Origin of the sequence: Parapedobacter sp. GCM10030251 (assembly GCF_042666505.1) — a bacterium.
Lineage (GTDB): Bacteria > Bacteroidota > Bacteroidia > Sphingobacteriales > Sphingobacteriaceae > Parapedobacter.
The window spans coordinates 579,560-593,049 of record NZ_JBHTDN010000004.1; the positions used below are offsets into that span (position 1 = coordinate 579,560).

The following is a 13,490-nucleotide window of genomic DNA, read 5'->3' on the forward strand; positions in this document are numbered from 1 at the left end:
TCAAAGTGATGCATTCAACAATTCCTCCAGTTCTTCGTGCGTAATATTCATGTTGACATTGCCATCCTTTGCAAACGAGATCTCTCCCGTTTCTTCCGAGACGATTACTGCCACCGCATCGCTCACCTCGGTGACACCGATGGCGGCGCGGTGACGTAAGCCGAAATGCAGCGGTAAATCCTCGCTATCTGATAAGGGTAGCACACAGCTGGCGGTTTTTATCTTGAAATCCACAATAACGACAGCCCCATCATGTAAGGGGCTGTTTTTTTGGAATATACTTTCGAGTAACCGTTTGGAAAGTTGCGCATCCATGTATTCGCCGCTGCTCTGGTAATATTCCTCGTCAAAATATTTGGCGAAAACCAATAAGGCTCCTGTATAAGATTTTGACATACTTCTGCATGCGTCGATAATGGGCTTGAGGTGGGTGCGGTGATCTTGTTCGGCTGCTTTTTTGCTCACGAAGATCGACCATAGGAAATTTTTCCGTCTTACGGATATATTTTTGCCGATATGGATAAGGAAGCGCCTGATTTCCTGCTGGAACACGACCACGAGCGCCAGCGATCCCACACTGATGAACCCGCCGAAAATCTCGGTAAGAAGGTGCATGTTGAATTGCTTGACCAGCAGAAAAATTACATAGATAAGCCCCAACCCGATAAGGATATTAACCGCAATGGTGCCGCGGATGAGGCTATATATATAATACAGGATGACAGCGACTAAGAAGATGTCTATGATATCCAGTAACCTAAAACTAAAGTCGAAGCTCTCCATAACCCACGCAATTTAATAAATTCATCCGAAAATAATTATTCATCGATGATCTGCTTTCAAGGATGGTATGCGCGAGGTGTTGTTTCCAACCGTGTTTATGGGCTAGCTGCGTTCGGTTCATGAAGGCTTCGCAATTATAAAGTTTGTACCTTTGTAAAAAACGATCTATATGGCGAGACTTTCGGTTAATATCAATAAAATCGCGACGCTCCGCAATTCGCGGGGCGGAAATAACCCGGATGTACTTCAGGCAGCGCGGGCCTGTGAGCGATTCGGTGCGGAGGGCATTACGGTGCATCCCCGGCCAGATGAGCGGCATATCCGCTATCGGGATGTCTATGATCTGAAGTCGGTGCTGACCACCGAATTGAATATCGAAGGTAACAGCCGGGAGGAGAAATTCGTTCGGTTGGTTTTGGATACGCAGCCCGCTCAGGTTACTTTGGTGCCGGATGAGCCTGGACAGATCACCTCAAACCATGGATGGGATACCATCAAACATCGCGACTATTTACAGGATATCTGTGCATTGTTTAAGGGGGAAGGCATCCGGGTTTCGATCTTCGTGGATCCCAATCCTGAAATGGTTGCCGCAGCCGCGGAAACCGGCACGGACCGCGTTGAGTTATACACCGAAGGTTATGCCCGGGAGTTTCCGCAGGATCCCGCCCAAGCGATAGCGCAGTACATCGAAGCTGCGCAGGTGGCACAGCAAGCGGGGATCGGCCTTAATGCCGGTCATGATCTCGATCTTCATAATTTGCCATATTTTGTGCAGCACATCCCCGGATTGCTGGAAGTGAGCATCGGCCACGCCTTGATTGCCGATGCACTTTATTTAGGACTGGAAGATACAATTAAACGGTACTTAGCCGCGGCTGCTGAAAAGTGACCTCGATTTCCCTGTGATACGGTCGTTCTGGCATTGATGTTTCACGGATTTTTATGTAGGTTTACAGCATGAAACCCACTCCACAACTTTTCTCAAGAAGAAGTGCTTTGAAAGCCGTGGCTGCCGGCACCACGGCCATGATGGCGACCGACTTGTTTCAACGAGGGGCATCAGCCGCACAAGAAGCTGCGTTGACACCGTTGAAAGGTCGTATTAATCACTCGGTTTGTCGTTGGTGCTATCCCGAAATCCCCTTAGCGGAGCTCTGCCAGGCCGCCAAAGAAATCGGTATTACGGCAATCGATTTGGTTGGTCCCAAAGAATGGCCTATATTGAAACAGTACGGACTACATGCCGCCATGCCGCATGGTGCGGGCAAAGGGATTCCCGAAGGGTTCAACGACCCGTCGCTGCATGATGAGTTGGTGGCCAGCTACGAGACCCTTATCCCGCAAGTGGCTGCGGCCGGATACGACAAAATCATCTGCTTTTCCGGCAACCGCCGTGGACTAAGCGATGAGGAGGGCATCCGCCATTGTGCCACCGGCCTGAAACGGCTCATGGGCACGGCCGAAAAACATGGCGTTACCTTGGTAATGGAATTGCTCAATAGCAAAGTAGATCATCCCGACTACCAATGCGATCATACTGCGTGGGGAACGGCTCTGTGCGATGCCATCGGGTCAGACCGGTTTAAGCTGCTTTACGATATCTACCACATGCAAATCATGGAGGGCGACGTCATCGCTACGATCCGTAAGTACCACCCTTACATCGCCCATTACCATACGGGTGGCGTACCGGGGCGTAACGAAATTGATCAAAGCCAAGAGCTCAACTATCCGGCCATTATGAAAGCCATCGTGGAGACGGGATTCACGGGTTACGTTGCGCAAGAATTTATCCCCAAACAGCCGGAGCCCCTCCAATCGCTGGCACAGGCTATCCGGCTATGTGACGTTTAGGCAGCTTCGTTCCCTATTTTATACCCATGAAAATCCGGTTCCAACGGATTTTGTCGAAGAACGTGCCATCCTTGTCCCAGCTTAGCCACACAAACAAGGCCTTGCCTACAATGTGGTCTTCCGGTACGAACCCCCAGGTCCGAGCATCCTCTGAATTATGGCGGTTGTCACCCATCATCCAGTAATAATTCATTTTGAACGTATACGTGTCTGCTTTCGCACCGTTGAGGTATACGCCATCTGCACGGCTTTCCAGTTCGTTGCCTTCATATACGCGGATAGCGCGTTCATAAAGCGGCATCGTTAGACTATCAAGGGTAATCGTCCAGCCTTTTTTCGGTATGATGATAGGTCCGAAATTGTCGATATTCCAATGGTATAAAGGATTGTTCGGGAATATGCCGGGCTCTTCCGTATCCCGATGCCGGATATTTGGAACAATCTTGGTTACGTTTGCCCAGCTTTTAACTTCCTGATAGGCCTCTTCCGTCAGGAAAAGCTGATAAGGTTCTCGTGCGTAGGGACTGTGTTCGATGCGCATATCCAGCAACCGCTGTGGGTTTAGGCCTGTTCCATCGGTATACACGTAATAGTCCATCTGTCCGTGTGGCGGGACGAAGCCTTTTTTTCCATTGATGTATAATATGGACTCACGCAGCGAAACGGTGTCTCCCGGGATACCCACTGCACGTTTGATGTAGTTTTCACGTTTGTCGATCGGTCGGTTGAAAGGCGGGTCTGCCTCCATCGGATAATTAAATACGACCACATCGTTGCGTTCAATTTGTTGGAATCCAGGTAGTCGTTTATAGCCTATTTTTACGCCCTCCCAATATGCTTTTCCGCCCACCAACGGCATGGTATGGTGCGCAAAGGGAAAGGCAATGGGCGTCATTGGAATGCGCGGGCCGTAGTTCAATTTGCTGACAAACAGGAAGTCGCCAACCAGCAGGCTTTTTTCCATTGAACCCGTGGGGATCATGTAGGCTTCGATTAAAAAGCCACGGATCAGCGTGGCGGCAACAACGGCGAATACGATCGCATCGGCCCATTCACGTGCCACGGTTTTTTTGTAGGGATACTTTTCCTTGAACTCCTGGGTGGACGATTGTCCGAGATAAACGACTTTCGGGTCATTGCCCCACCAAGGAAGCACAACGAAAGGTAACAGGATCGTGGCCGCATATTCCCAAAAGCGACGCTTGCCAAATGACTTCACTAAATCCAGATACAAGCCAAAAAAGATGAAAATATTTACAATGGGAATCAGCAGTAAGGCAATCCACCAGCCGGGATGCCCGGTAATATGCTTGGCAATGATAAATTCCTTATAAACCGGAATGAGCGATTCCCAACCTTTGCGCCCGGCTTTTATGAAAAGTTTCCAAAGCCCAATATGAATGAGGATGAGAATGATGGCAAAAACAATATATCCCATATAATAGGTTTCGTTAAAAATTAAACATTTCGGTGACTTGGTAAAACCCGGTTTTGCCTGCTGTCCATTCGGCAGCGACTACCGCCCCCAAGGCAAAACCTGCCCGGCTATGCGCCGTGTGCTTAAATTCGATCTGGTCGACTTCAGAGCTATAGAGGACCGTATGTGTGCCGGGTACATCGTCAATACGATGGCTTTCAATCAGCAGTTGCTGGCTCTTTGGAATGACTTCCTCGCCCTCGCCCACCAGGTTGTTTATCCATTCCGTTTTGGAATCGGTGTTTTCAAGAATTCCTTCTGCAATCGTAATGGCAGTGCCGCTCGGCGCATCCAGTTTCTGGGTATGGTGAATTTCTTCAACCTGCACATCGTATTGCTTATAGGGATTCATGACAGCTGCTAGCAATTTGTTGATGTGGAAAAAGACATTGACTCCGATACTGAAATTAGAGCCGTACATCAAGGTTTTGTTACCATCCAGACATCTCTTTTTGACGTCCTCGAGCCGGTGATACCAGCCGGTGGTTCCGACGACAATCGGTACGTCGGCTTCAAAGCACAGGTCGATGTTCGCCACGGCAGCCTCAGGTTGGCTAAAGTCGATGGCTACATCTGCGCCCTCCAAATCGGCAGGGCCGATATCCGACCGATTATTCTCGTCTACGATGAGATGGATGTGGTGACCGCGTTGCAGGGCGAATTTCTCGATAAGCCGCCCCATTTTTCCATATCCGAGTAATGCAATGTTCATGTACGTATTTTGCTAGTACGCAAACTTAGTATAAAATGTGTATAAATGGTTAAAAATTCATTTTCACTTTAAAACCGATGGCAGTAGGTTGGTACGCCCAACCGGCGCTGGGTTGGGATATGAGGGTAGGTGAAATCTTGATGCTCAGGTCATCCCCGATCTCCCACCGGTGCTTGAGCATGGATGTGACGTAGGCCTCCACTGCTTGGAGGCCCCACCAACCCACCGTTACCAGTACCGTAAGGTCGCGGTTACGGCGATACGAGTCTTTCGCGACAATCATATAGTCCGTCATCTGTTGTCCGGATCCAAGATTGGGATATTTCGTGTTTGGTGGGATCGCGTGATTGTTGTTGATACGGTACTGCACTTCTTCAAGGATATCGTGGTAATAGCGATTATTAAACTCAAATACCAGCACTGCGCTCACGAAACCTCCGTAAATAACCGGTACCTTGAGCCACCACCAACCACCGTTGGTGATCTGCCCCCATCCGGGCACCATCAGCGATTGCTTCCAGGGTCGCACTGACATCGCTTCAAGGGCCAGCCGTGCGGAGTCTTTGAATACCGTTTGCGCTTGTTCCTTGGCTTCCCGCTCGCGTTTCTCCCGTTGCCTCCGCTCGCGGCGGGTCTCCGCAGCAGCGGTATCCGTCGCTGCGGTATCCGTTGGAACCACCTTGAGACTATCGGTAACTTGGGGCGCCGCGGGCTTCGGAATCGTGTCGCGCTGCTGACGGCCGGGTTCTTGGGCCCAAACGACGGCGGTACCTGCAAACAGCAATGCCAGGATGACGAGTAGCCTGTTCATCACCAGTCCAATAATTCAAGAATCCGGTTTAAATCATCCTCAGAGTGAAAGGGGATTTCGATGGCTCCGGTGCCTTTTTTGCCGGATACTTTGAGTTTTACGCGTGTAGCAAATTTGGAAGCAAGGTCGTCCTCGACCTTTTGATACTGAAAAGATAGGGGGGCTGTTTTGTCACGTTTGCCGGGTTGGGCAGTAGTACGTTGCTGAATATCTCGCACCAGCTCTTCGGTTTTCCGTACGGATAATCCTTTTTTTACGATTTCCCGGAAGATGTACAGCTGCTTGTCAATTTCAGGTACATTGATCAATGAACGTGCATGTCCCATGCTGAGCTGGCCATCCCGTATGGCTGCCTGTATGACCGGCGGCAGCTTCAGCAAGCGCAGATAGTTGGTTACTGTTGAGCGGTTTTTGCTGACCCGTTCGCCGAGTTCTTCCTGCTTCAGGTTGCATTCTTCAATCATCCGCTGGAAACTCAGTGCGACCTCGATAGCGTTGAGATTTTCACGTTGAATATTTTCGATCAACGCCATTTCCAGCATTTGCTGATCATTGGCCGTCCGAATATATGCCGGTATTTCCGTAAGGCCGGCTAGTTTTGCCGCCCTTAATCTACGTTCCCCGCTTATTAGCTGATAAGCCCCGTTTTCTGCCTGCCGCACGGTAATGGGCTGTATAAGCCCCTGTAGCTTGATGGAGTCAGCCAACTCGCGGAGCGCTTCTTCATCGAAATCGGTCCGCGGTTGGTAAGGATTGATCGCGATTTGCGAAAGCGGAACTTCGCTTATTCCGGCAGGTATTTTCTGCTCTTTTACATCGCCAACCGTTTTGTTTTCGGTGGGCCGTTTGATTACTTCTTCCGAATCGTCGAGCAGTGCACTTAATCCCTTACCCAAACCTATTTTCCGTTGTTGTGCTGCCATTTACTATGCGCTTACGTGTTCTTTTTTTTCCTTACTAAGGTTGTTTTTTTCCAATATCTCTCGCGCCAGGTTCAGGTAGTTGATGGCTCCTTTGCTGTTGGCGTCATGCATGATTACCGCGATGCCGAAGCTGGGAGCTTCACTCAGCCGCGTATTGCGTTGAATGATCGTATCGAAAACCAGTTCGTTAAAGTGGGTTTTTACCTCCTCCACGACTTGGTTGGAGAGCCTAAGGCGGACATCATACATCGTTAGCAGAATGCCTTCGATCTCGAGAGCCGTATTCAGTCGGTTCTGCACAATCTTGATGGTGTTAAGCAATTTGCCCAATCCCTCCAGTGCAAAATATTCGCATTGCACAGGGATGATGACTGAGTTGGACGCAGACAATGCATTGATGGTAATAAGACCCAAAGACGGGGAGCAATCGATGACGATAAAGTCATATTCATTTTTTATCTGATCCAGGATATTCCGCATTTTAAATTCCCGTTCGTGCAGGTTGATCATCTCGATCTCCGCACCTACCAGGTCGATATGTGCAGGTAGCAGATCGAGATTCGGCGTGTCGGTTTGCTGGATGGCTTCATGCGGATCAAGGTCATTGATTAAACATTCATACACACTGGATTTAATGGTCCGGGGGTCAAATCCGATACCAGAGGTCGAGTTGGCTTGCGGGTCTGCATCGACCAGCAACGTTTTATATTCCAATACAGCCAGGCTGGCTGCCAGGTTGATGGAAGTGGTGGTTTTGCCGACTCCTCCTTTTTGATTAGCGATTGCAATGATTTTGCCCATGAGTGATGAAAAATTAACGCGCTATGTGCTTTGCGACCCAAAAGTATTCATTTATTCGTACTTTTGGGCATTTTAGCAACTTCAAATGCGAGGGGCTAAGATACGCTTTTTAATTTAATCCATCATGATTACCATCATATCCGGTACGAATCGCCCACATAGTAATACGCTTAAATTGGCCACATATTATCAGCAAAAGCTGATAGAAAAAGGAGTAGCGGCTCATATTCTTTCGCTGGCCGAATTGTCGGTCGATTTCATCTCGGCAGATATGTATAAAACCCGTAGCGATGCGTTTCAACCATACCAGGATCGTGTTATGGCTACCGAGAAGTTTATTTTTGTCATACCGGAATATAACGGAAGTTTTCCAGGTATCCTGAAAACGTTTGTGGATGCCTGCAAATTCCCGGACAGTTTTTTTAACAAGAAAGCCGCATTGGTCGGACTCTCGAGCGGCAAATACGGGAACATAAGAGGAGTCGATCATTTTACCGGCGTATGCCACTATGTCCGCCTGAACGTACTCCCGTTACGGATCCATATTCCCCACATTTTTCAGGAGTTCAACTCGGACGGCAGCCTTTATAAGGAGGATACTGTACGGTTTACGGATGAACAGATCGAAGAGTTTATTCGGTTTTAGAATTTTATTCTAGCCCAATTCGGTAATCAGCTCGTGGTTAATAAAAGCACCGGCGACGGTGCCCGCAGCCACGGCTGACGCCACACTTCGGAATTTTGTTGCGTTATCGCCGGCTGCAGAGACGCCCGGCACCGTGGTTTTTTGAAATTCGTCCACTTTGATGTGTCCACTTGGCAGGAGCTCGCAGCCCAGCTTTGCGGGTATCAGACAATGCTGCACAAAGGGCGCGGCAATGTAAAGTGCTTTCAAAGCCACCATGGTTCCGTCCGATAGCTTCACATGGCTTAAGGATCCATCGGTATGCACAATTCGGTTTACCGGCGTTTCCACCACGGTTATGCCCCGGGCAGCCAGTTGCTCCAGTTGAGTCGTGCTGATCGTGCTTGTGCCGTTCGTAAACACGGTTAGCTGCTTTGTCCAGTGATGAATCAGCCGTGCTTTTTCGAAAGCCATTTCTCCGTTGATAAGAAGGCCGGTTGGCATATCGCGGTATTCGTAACCGTGGCAATAAGGGCAATGGATGGCGGAGATGCCCCAGCAGTCGTTGATGCCTTCTATCTCAGGAAGCTGATCCTTGATTCCGGTGGCAAACAACAGTTTTTTGGCGCTTATCTTTTTGCCCGATACCATTTCAATTTGAAAGTCCAGATTCGAGCCGCTTGCATCACGTACTTCGTCTGAGAGCCAATGGATCGTAGGGTAGGCAAGTACTTGCTCCCGGCCAACCGCCGAGATGTGTGCGGGCGTATGGCCATCGTGGGCGAGAAAGTTATGCGAGTGAGGGGTCTGCGCATTGCAGGGCTTACCTCCATCGACGATGAGAACCCGGCGCATTGAGCGGCCCAGAGCCATCCCTGCGGCTAATCCGGCATAACTTCCGCCTACAATAACGACTTCAAACGTGTTGTTTTCTTCCATGCTCAACTAAATTGAATGAATAAATAAATGCTAACTCCTAATTCCCCGGCTGAATGTGAGCCAAGCAAATTGTTTTTGACTTTGTTCAGCAACTGAGCCCATGGCGACAGACTTCACTGCTGTGTTGACTACACCCGCGAAAAAATCACACATCCATGCCGCCGTAACGTGTTTGGTTGCAATGCCCGACTCCTGTAGCTGAACGAAGAATTGAAAAAGACGCGCTTGCATGCTGTCGTAGGTTGCGCAGTCATCGTTGTGGTGTTGATGTTGGTGCCCTTCGCTGCTATGTAGTTTATGGAAAAACGCGTATTTAGCCCCGCAATCTATTGCGGCATACAGTAACTGCTCCAATTGTGCGATCGGGTCAGCCGCTTGTTGAAATACCCGGCCCATTGCCTCGCTGCATCGCTTTCGGATGTCAAGACTGCACGCGGTCAGCAAAGCATTTCGGTCCACAAAATAACGATGAAGGGTTCGCCGGGTAACCGGTACCTTGTCGGCAACGCGTTCTAAAGCAGCAGATGGATCGTCGTTAAAAACGATGATAGCCGCATCAATGATTTTTTGCTTAGTATCTCGCATATCAGTATGTCGCAAAGTAACGACAAATTTCTCATAAATGTGACATCTTGATGTCACGTTTCGCGAATGCGGACCGCAAGCATTCTTAATGCGTGATCTTTCGTATCTTTATTTCATGAATGAGATTGCATTTACTGCGTTAGCCAGCATGACCCTGTCGGGCGTTGCCGCTTTCGGCCAGACGTATGATGATCCGGCGATTAAGATAAAAGCAGCAGAAATTCATGCCGCAGTCCTTACGTTGGATACCCATGCAGATGTCCCTGCCTATCTGGTTGCTCATCCAGGTTTTGATCTTTCGAAAACACATAATCCACGAACGACCGGTTCCCGGGTTGATTTTCCCCGAATGAGACAAGGAGGGCTGGATGCGATGTTTTTTGCCGTCTATCTCGGACAGGGACCTCGTACCGAGGCGGGCAATGAGGATGCAAAAAGACGAGCCAAATTATTGTTTGATGTTATTCACAAGAGCGTATCCGATCACCCGGATCTGGCAGGTCTTGCTACCACGGAGGAAGACGCTTATGTATTGGAAAAAGAAGGGAAGCGAGCGATATTTATCGGTATCGAAAATGGATGGGCCATCGGTCGAGATCTTTCGTTATTGAAAACGTATTACGATTTGGGTGCGCGGTACATGACGTTGTGCCATACGCGCAACAACGATATCTGTGACTCATCCACAGATCCGACAGGCGCGGAACATCAGGGGCTAAGTCCGTTCGGTGAAGAAGTGGTGAAGGAAATGAACCGGTTGGGGATGTTGGTGGATATTTCGCATGTCTCGGACGAAACCTTCTGGGACTGCCTGGCGTTGTCGAAAGCGCCCATTGTCGCTACCCACAGTTCCGCGCGCGCCATATATCATCATCGGCGCAATTTGTCAGACGAGATGATCAAGGCATTAGCGGCGAAAGGAGGGGTCATCCAGATGAATATGTACAGCGGTTATCTAAAAAGTGACAATCCGAAGCGTACGGCTGCGATGAAGGCGCTCCATGCAAAATATCCACGTGTGAACGAGCTGACGGACATACAGCGGGAAGAAAGGCGCATGGCATTGCAGGAAATCAACAACCGTTATCCAATCGTGCTGGCCACGCTACAGCAAGTCGTAGACCACATCGACCATATTGTTGATCTAGTTGGCGTAGATCACGTAGGCATTGGTCCGGATCTGGATGGCGGAGGTGGTGTTAGAGGGATGTATGATGTCAGTGAAGCGGGTAATATTACGTATGAATTGGTCAAGCGCGGCTATAGTGAAGCAGATATAGGGAAAATCTGGAGCGGAAATTTTTTTCGCGTTATGAACGAAGCACGACGCGTAGCGCAGGAACTAAACTGAACCGAACGTTGACCGACTATTGCTTTCGTGGATGTGAGGCTATGACCGACGAATAAATTTCCGTCAACAGCAGCCGGTTCCGTTCGGCGGTATAAAATTTTTCGTAAGACTGCTTGGCTCCGCTCCCCAGGCGATGCCTGTAGGCGTTTTCCGTGGCAAGCCATAATTTTGCTTTTTCCCGCAGTGCTTCGGCGTCTCCTGGGGTAAAAAGCCACCCGTTTTGTCCATCTTGTACCATCGACTGCATGGCTCCTAGGTCACTAACAATTACCGGTGTGCCTGCGGCAAATGCCTCCAGTAGGGTCATGGGCATGCCCTCGTACCAAATGGAAGGAAAGATAAGGGCCGTGCAGGAGGCCAGTAACGGGGTAATAGCGGCTTGATCGAGCGCACCGAAGTAAGTGATGTGCGGGGAGACGCCAGCAATCTTCATCACCTCATTCCGTAACGGGCCGTCGCCCACGATCTGCAAGGGTAGGTCTGTGCCCGCAAATGCCTCCAAAAGTACGTTTATTCCCTTTTCTGGTGTGAGTCTGCCGATGAATAGAAAAGGGGCTGTTTGTGGGCGGTCAGTGTGTCGCGGCGGGCTTTGACCGACTGCGGCAAAGTTGGGCTTGGTTACGTATTTTTCGGCGGATAAACCAAAGGAAGAGCGGATAAACAGCTGTTTAGCAAAATCGGTAAGCGTAAGGTACCGATCCACCATTTGCCAGGTGCCTATTTTTTTATGCAACCAAACGGTTAGCGCCAACCAAAAAGTTTTAATACGCGATCGGCTATGGACACCCAGGCGGATCGCGCGCCAGGGAAATCCCTTGTGGATACTATCGATAAATAGCTTTCCGTCGTAGAATAAGGTTGCGGATGGACATAATAGACGGTAATTGTGCAGCGTCATCACAACCGGAATGCCCGTCCGTTTGGCAATCCGGATGGCAATCGGTCCTATCGCATAGTGCAAATTGTGAATATGGATAATATCCGGGCGGTGCCGTTTTATGGCACGTTTTACTTTTTGCGCCGCCCAAATGTTCAAGGGGGACCAAAATGTCTGCCACATACCCATCCATCCTTTTCGATTGTGGAAAGTCACCAGTTCTACGTTTTCCGTTCCACCCAGTAGGCGCTTTTCTTGGGCAACGACGGTGTCTTCCCCGCCGGGGTTTTGATAGTGATTGTGTATAATGAGAATGCGCATGGATGCCGATGAGAAAGCAAAGCTACAAAATGTGTGAAAATTCCTATCTTTAAAGCATCATCTTTCAAACGGATATCAAACGAAACCAATTGCTATGGAAAAGAAATGCCTGGACTGCGGCCGACCGATTTCGGGGCGTGCCGATAAAAAATTTTGCGACGACGGGTGCCGGGGCAATTATAACAATAAGCGGTACAGCGAAGACAATAGCTACTTACGCAGGGTGAACAGCATTTTGAAGCGCAACCGAAAAATTCTCGAAGTTCTGACTACCGACGGGAGGACGAAAGTAACCTGGAAGACACTCATGCGTGAAGGGTTTAACTTTGAGTACATCACCGAAATGTATGAGACAGGAAAAGGTCTGCAATACCGATTTTGTTATGAATACGGTTATTTGCTCCTGGAAGACGGAGAAGTTTTGCTGGTGAAAAGAAAAAATTAGGTAACAATGACTTTGATGCCCCGCTCCTGAAGTTCCTTGACGACGTTGTCGGAAACCCCTTGGTCCGTGACAACATATTGTACCTGCTCCAATTCGCATATTTTCCCTATGCCGCGTTTACCGAATTTCGAACTGTCGGCCAATACCACAATAATCTGCGAGGCATTGATCATTTTTTGGTTGATGTTGGCTTCGGTGAGGTTGCTGATCGAGAAGCCGAAATCGAAATCAATGCCATCCACGCCAATGAAAAGAACGCCGCATGATACGCGATCGAGCATATATTCGGCGTATGCGCCCGCTACGGACGATGAATTAGGACGGATAAGTCCGCCAAGCTGCAGCACTTCCACGTTCGGTCGGTTGCAAAGTTCCATCGTTACCTTGATTGCAGGAGTGATGACGGTAAGTGGCTTGACTGGATGCAGGTAGTGCGCAAATTCAAATGCGGTCGTGCCGGAACCAATGATGATCGCGTCGTTTTCACCGATCAGTTTGACCGCGGCCTGAGCAATTTTCTTCTTTTGATCCGCATTGATGGTAGCCTTTTCGTAAATAGGGCGATCAATGGTATACGGATTGGTGAGCGATGCGCCTCCACGGGTAATGAAAATAAGTCCCTTATCTTCTAAAAACTTCAAATCTTTCCGGATCGTTACACCTGACACCTGCGTTAGGTCTATCAATTCGGGGATTGTGATTTGACCCTTATTTTTAAGACGTTCCAAAATAAACTGGTGTCGTTTGGTGATATTTTTCATGTTTAAATAATGTTAAATTTATTTTAACAGCTTGAAACCGTATTTACTTGCAATGATAATTGATTTTTCTTGATAAATGAAACGATTGCTGTTTTTTAGACGGGTTAAAACACTTCCTGTTGAAGGAGTATTATGTTAATAAATGTTTACTTTATTATTATTTTTTATTTTATTTTGTTTTTAAATATTTTATTTTGTTAAATTTGTGATGTTATAAACCTT

Annotated in this window: 15 protein-coding genes; 5 read left to right on the top strand and 10 right to left on the bottom strand. The window is 48.6% G+C overall.

What is annotated here, in order from left to right:
* Positions 1-783: a diadenylate cyclase CdaA gene (cdaA, locus tag ACFQRK_RS14685; protein ID WP_379007965.1), complete on the bottom strand. Its 783-nt coding sequence runs from the start codon at positions 781-783 to the stop codon at positions 1-3.
* Positions 784-952: 169 nt separating this feature from the next.
* Here cdaA and ACFQRK_RS14690 point away from each other — a divergent pair, with 169 nt between their 5' ends.
* A complete protein-coding gene (locus ACFQRK_RS14690) occupies positions 953-1,675 on the top strand; it encodes a pyridoxine 5'-phosphate synthase (protein WP_379007967.1) in 723 nt (240 codons plus the stop codon).
* Positions 1,676-1,743: 68 nt separating this feature from the next.
* Positions 1,744-2,640, top strand: coding sequence for a hydroxypyruvate isomerase family protein (locus tag ACFQRK_RS14695; RefSeq protein WP_379007969.1), 897 nt, complete (start codon positions 1,744-1,746; stop codon positions 2,638-2,640).
* Positions 2,641-2,653: 13 nt separating this feature from the next.
* Here the strand turns inward: ACFQRK_RS14695 and lepB are convergent, their stop codons facing one another.
* Genes lepB through ACFQRK_RS14720 form a run of 5 tightly spaced genes read right to left on the bottom strand, consistent with a single transcriptional unit; the run spans position 2,654 to position 7,364 of the window.
* Positions 2,654-4,078, bottom strand: coding sequence for a signal peptidase I (gene lepB, locus ACFQRK_RS14700; protein ID WP_379007971.1), 1,425 nt, complete (start codon positions 4,076-4,078; stop codon positions 2,654-2,656).
* Between the two features lie 13 nt (positions 4,079-4,091).
* Positions 4,092-4,829: a 4-hydroxy-tetrahydrodipicolinate reductase gene (gene dapB / locus ACFQRK_RS14705; RefSeq protein WP_379007973.1), complete on the bottom strand. Its 738-nt coding sequence runs from the start codon at positions 4,827-4,829 to the stop codon at positions 4,092-4,094.
* 49 nt (positions 4,830-4,878) lie between these two features.
* Positions 4,879-5,640, bottom strand: coding sequence for a DUF5683 domain-containing protein (locus ACFQRK_RS14710; RefSeq protein WP_379007974.1), 762 nt, complete (start codon positions 5,638-5,640; stop codon positions 4,879-4,881).
* Positions 5,640-6,563, bottom strand: a complete 924-nt coding sequence (locus ACFQRK_RS14715; protein ID WP_379007976.1) for a ParB/RepB/Spo0J family partition protein — start codon at positions 6,561-6,563, stop codon at positions 5,640-5,642. Before ACFQRK_RS14715 ends, ACFQRK_RS14710 begins: the two co-directional genes overlap by 1 nt.
* Before the next feature lie 3 nt (positions 6,564-6,566).
* On the bottom strand, positions 6,567-7,364 hold the full coding sequence (locus ACFQRK_RS14720; protein WP_379007978.1) for a ParA family protein: 798 nt from the start codon (positions 7,362-7,364) through the stop codon (positions 6,567-6,569).
* A gap of 124 nt (positions 7,365-7,488) precedes the next feature.
* Here ACFQRK_RS14720 and ACFQRK_RS14725 point away from each other — a divergent pair, with 124 nt between their 5' ends.
* Positions 7,489-8,010: an NADPH-dependent FMN reductase gene (locus ACFQRK_RS14725; protein ID WP_379007979.1), complete on the top strand. Its 522-nt coding sequence runs from the start codon at positions 7,489-7,491 to the stop codon at positions 8,008-8,010.
* 9 nt (positions 8,011-8,019) lie between these two features.
* Here ACFQRK_RS14725 and ACFQRK_RS14730 read toward each other — a convergent pair whose 3' ends face one another.
* Together ACFQRK_RS14730 and ACFQRK_RS14735 are read right to left on the bottom strand one after the other, a co-directional pair.
* Complete coding sequence (locus ACFQRK_RS14730; protein ID WP_379007981.1) at positions 8,020-8,928, bottom strand: NAD(P)/FAD-dependent oxidoreductase; 909 nt, start codon at positions 8,926-8,928, stop codon at positions 8,020-8,022.
* 30 nt (positions 8,929-8,958) lie between these two features.
* Entirely contained in the window at positions 8,959-9,513 is a 555-nt protein-coding gene (locus tag ACFQRK_RS14735) for a TetR/AcrR family transcriptional regulator (RefSeq protein ID WP_379007984.1), read from the bottom strand.
* A 115-nt stretch (positions 9,514-9,628) separates the two neighbouring features.
* On the opposite strand from ACFQRK_RS14735, the gene ACFQRK_RS14740 reads away from it, so the two are divergent.
* Positions 9,629-10,864 carry a dipeptidase gene (locus ACFQRK_RS14740; protein WP_379007986.1) on the top strand — a complete coding sequence of 412 codons (1,236 nt, stop codon included), beginning with the start codon at positions 9,629-9,631 and terminating at the stop codon, positions 10,862-10,864.
* Between the two features lie 16 nt (positions 10,865-10,880).
* Here ACFQRK_RS14740 and ACFQRK_RS14745 read toward each other — a convergent pair whose 3' ends face one another.
* On the bottom strand, positions 10,881-12,062 hold the full coding sequence (locus tag ACFQRK_RS14745) for a glycosyltransferase (protein ID WP_379007988.1): 1,182 nt from the start codon (positions 12,060-12,062) through the stop codon (positions 10,881-10,883).
* Between the two features lie 94 nt (positions 12,063-12,156).
* On the opposite strand from ACFQRK_RS14745, the gene ACFQRK_RS14750 reads away from it, so the two are divergent.
* Entirely contained in the window at positions 12,157-12,507 is a 351-nt protein-coding gene (locus ACFQRK_RS14750; RefSeq protein WP_379007990.1) for a hypothetical protein, read from the top strand.
* On the opposite strand, the gene ACFQRK_RS14755 is transcribed toward ACFQRK_RS14750, so the two are convergent.
* Entirely contained in the window at positions 12,504-13,268 is a 765-nt protein-coding gene (locus tag ACFQRK_RS14755; protein WP_379007992.1) for a DeoR/GlpR family DNA-binding transcription regulator, read from the bottom strand. The two genes, ACFQRK_RS14750 and ACFQRK_RS14755, sit on opposite strands and share 4 nt — an antisense overlap.
* Between the last annotated feature and the right edge of the window lie 222 nt (positions 13,269-13,490).

Coding starts and splice junctions, on each gene's coding strand:
- cdaA (WP_379007965.1), bottom strand. CDS start 783: ATGGAGAGCTTCGACTTTAGTTTTAGGTTACTGGATATCATAGACATC.
- ACFQRK_RS14690 (WP_379007967.1), top strand. CDS start 953: ATGGCGAGACTTTCGGTTAATATCAATAAAATCGCGACGCTCCGCAAT.
- ACFQRK_RS14695 (WP_379007969.1), top strand. CDS start 1,744: ATGAAACCCACTCCACAACTTTTCTCAAGAAGAAGTGCTTTGAAAGCC.
- lepB (WP_379007971.1), bottom strand. CDS start 4,078: ATGGGATATATTGTTTTTGCCATCATTCTCATCCTCATTCATATTGGG.
- dapB (WP_379007973.1), bottom strand. CDS start 4,829: ATGAACATTGCATTACTCGGATATGGAAAAATGGGGCGGCTTATCGAG.
- ACFQRK_RS14710 (WP_379007974.1), bottom strand. CDS start 5,640: ATGAACAGGCTACTCGTCATCCTGGCATTGCTGTTTGCAGGTACCGCC.
- ACFQRK_RS14715 (WP_379007976.1), bottom strand. CDS start 6,563: ATGGCAGCACAACAACGGAAAATAGGTTTGGGTAAGGGATTAAGTGCA.
- ACFQRK_RS14720 (WP_379007978.1), bottom strand. CDS start 7,364: ATGGGCAAAATCATTGCAATCGCTAATCAAAAAGGAGGAGTCGGCAAA.
- ACFQRK_RS14725 (WP_379007979.1), top strand. CDS start 7,489: ATGATTACCATCATATCCGGTACGAATCGCCCACATAGTAATACGCTT.
- ACFQRK_RS14730 (WP_379007981.1), bottom strand. CDS start 8,928: ATGGAAGAAAACAACACGTTTGAAGTCGTTATTGTAGGCGGAAGTTAT.
- ACFQRK_RS14735 (WP_379007984.1), bottom strand. CDS start 9,513: ATGCGAGATACTAAGCAAAAAATCATTGATGCGGCTATCATCGTTTTT.
- ACFQRK_RS14740 (WP_379007986.1), top strand. CDS start 9,629: ATGAATGAGATTGCATTTACTGCGTTAGCCAGCATGACCCTGTCGGGC.
- ACFQRK_RS14745 (WP_379007988.1), bottom strand. CDS start 12,062: ATGCGCATTCTCATTATACACAATCACTATCAAAACCCCGGCGGGGAA.
- ACFQRK_RS14750 (WP_379007990.1), top strand. CDS start 12,157: ATGGAAAAGAAATGCCTGGACTGCGGCCGACCGATTTCGGGGCGTGCC.
- ACFQRK_RS14755 (WP_379007992.1), bottom strand. CDS start 13,268: ATGAAAAATATCACCAAACGACACCAGTTTATTTTGGAACGTCTTAAA.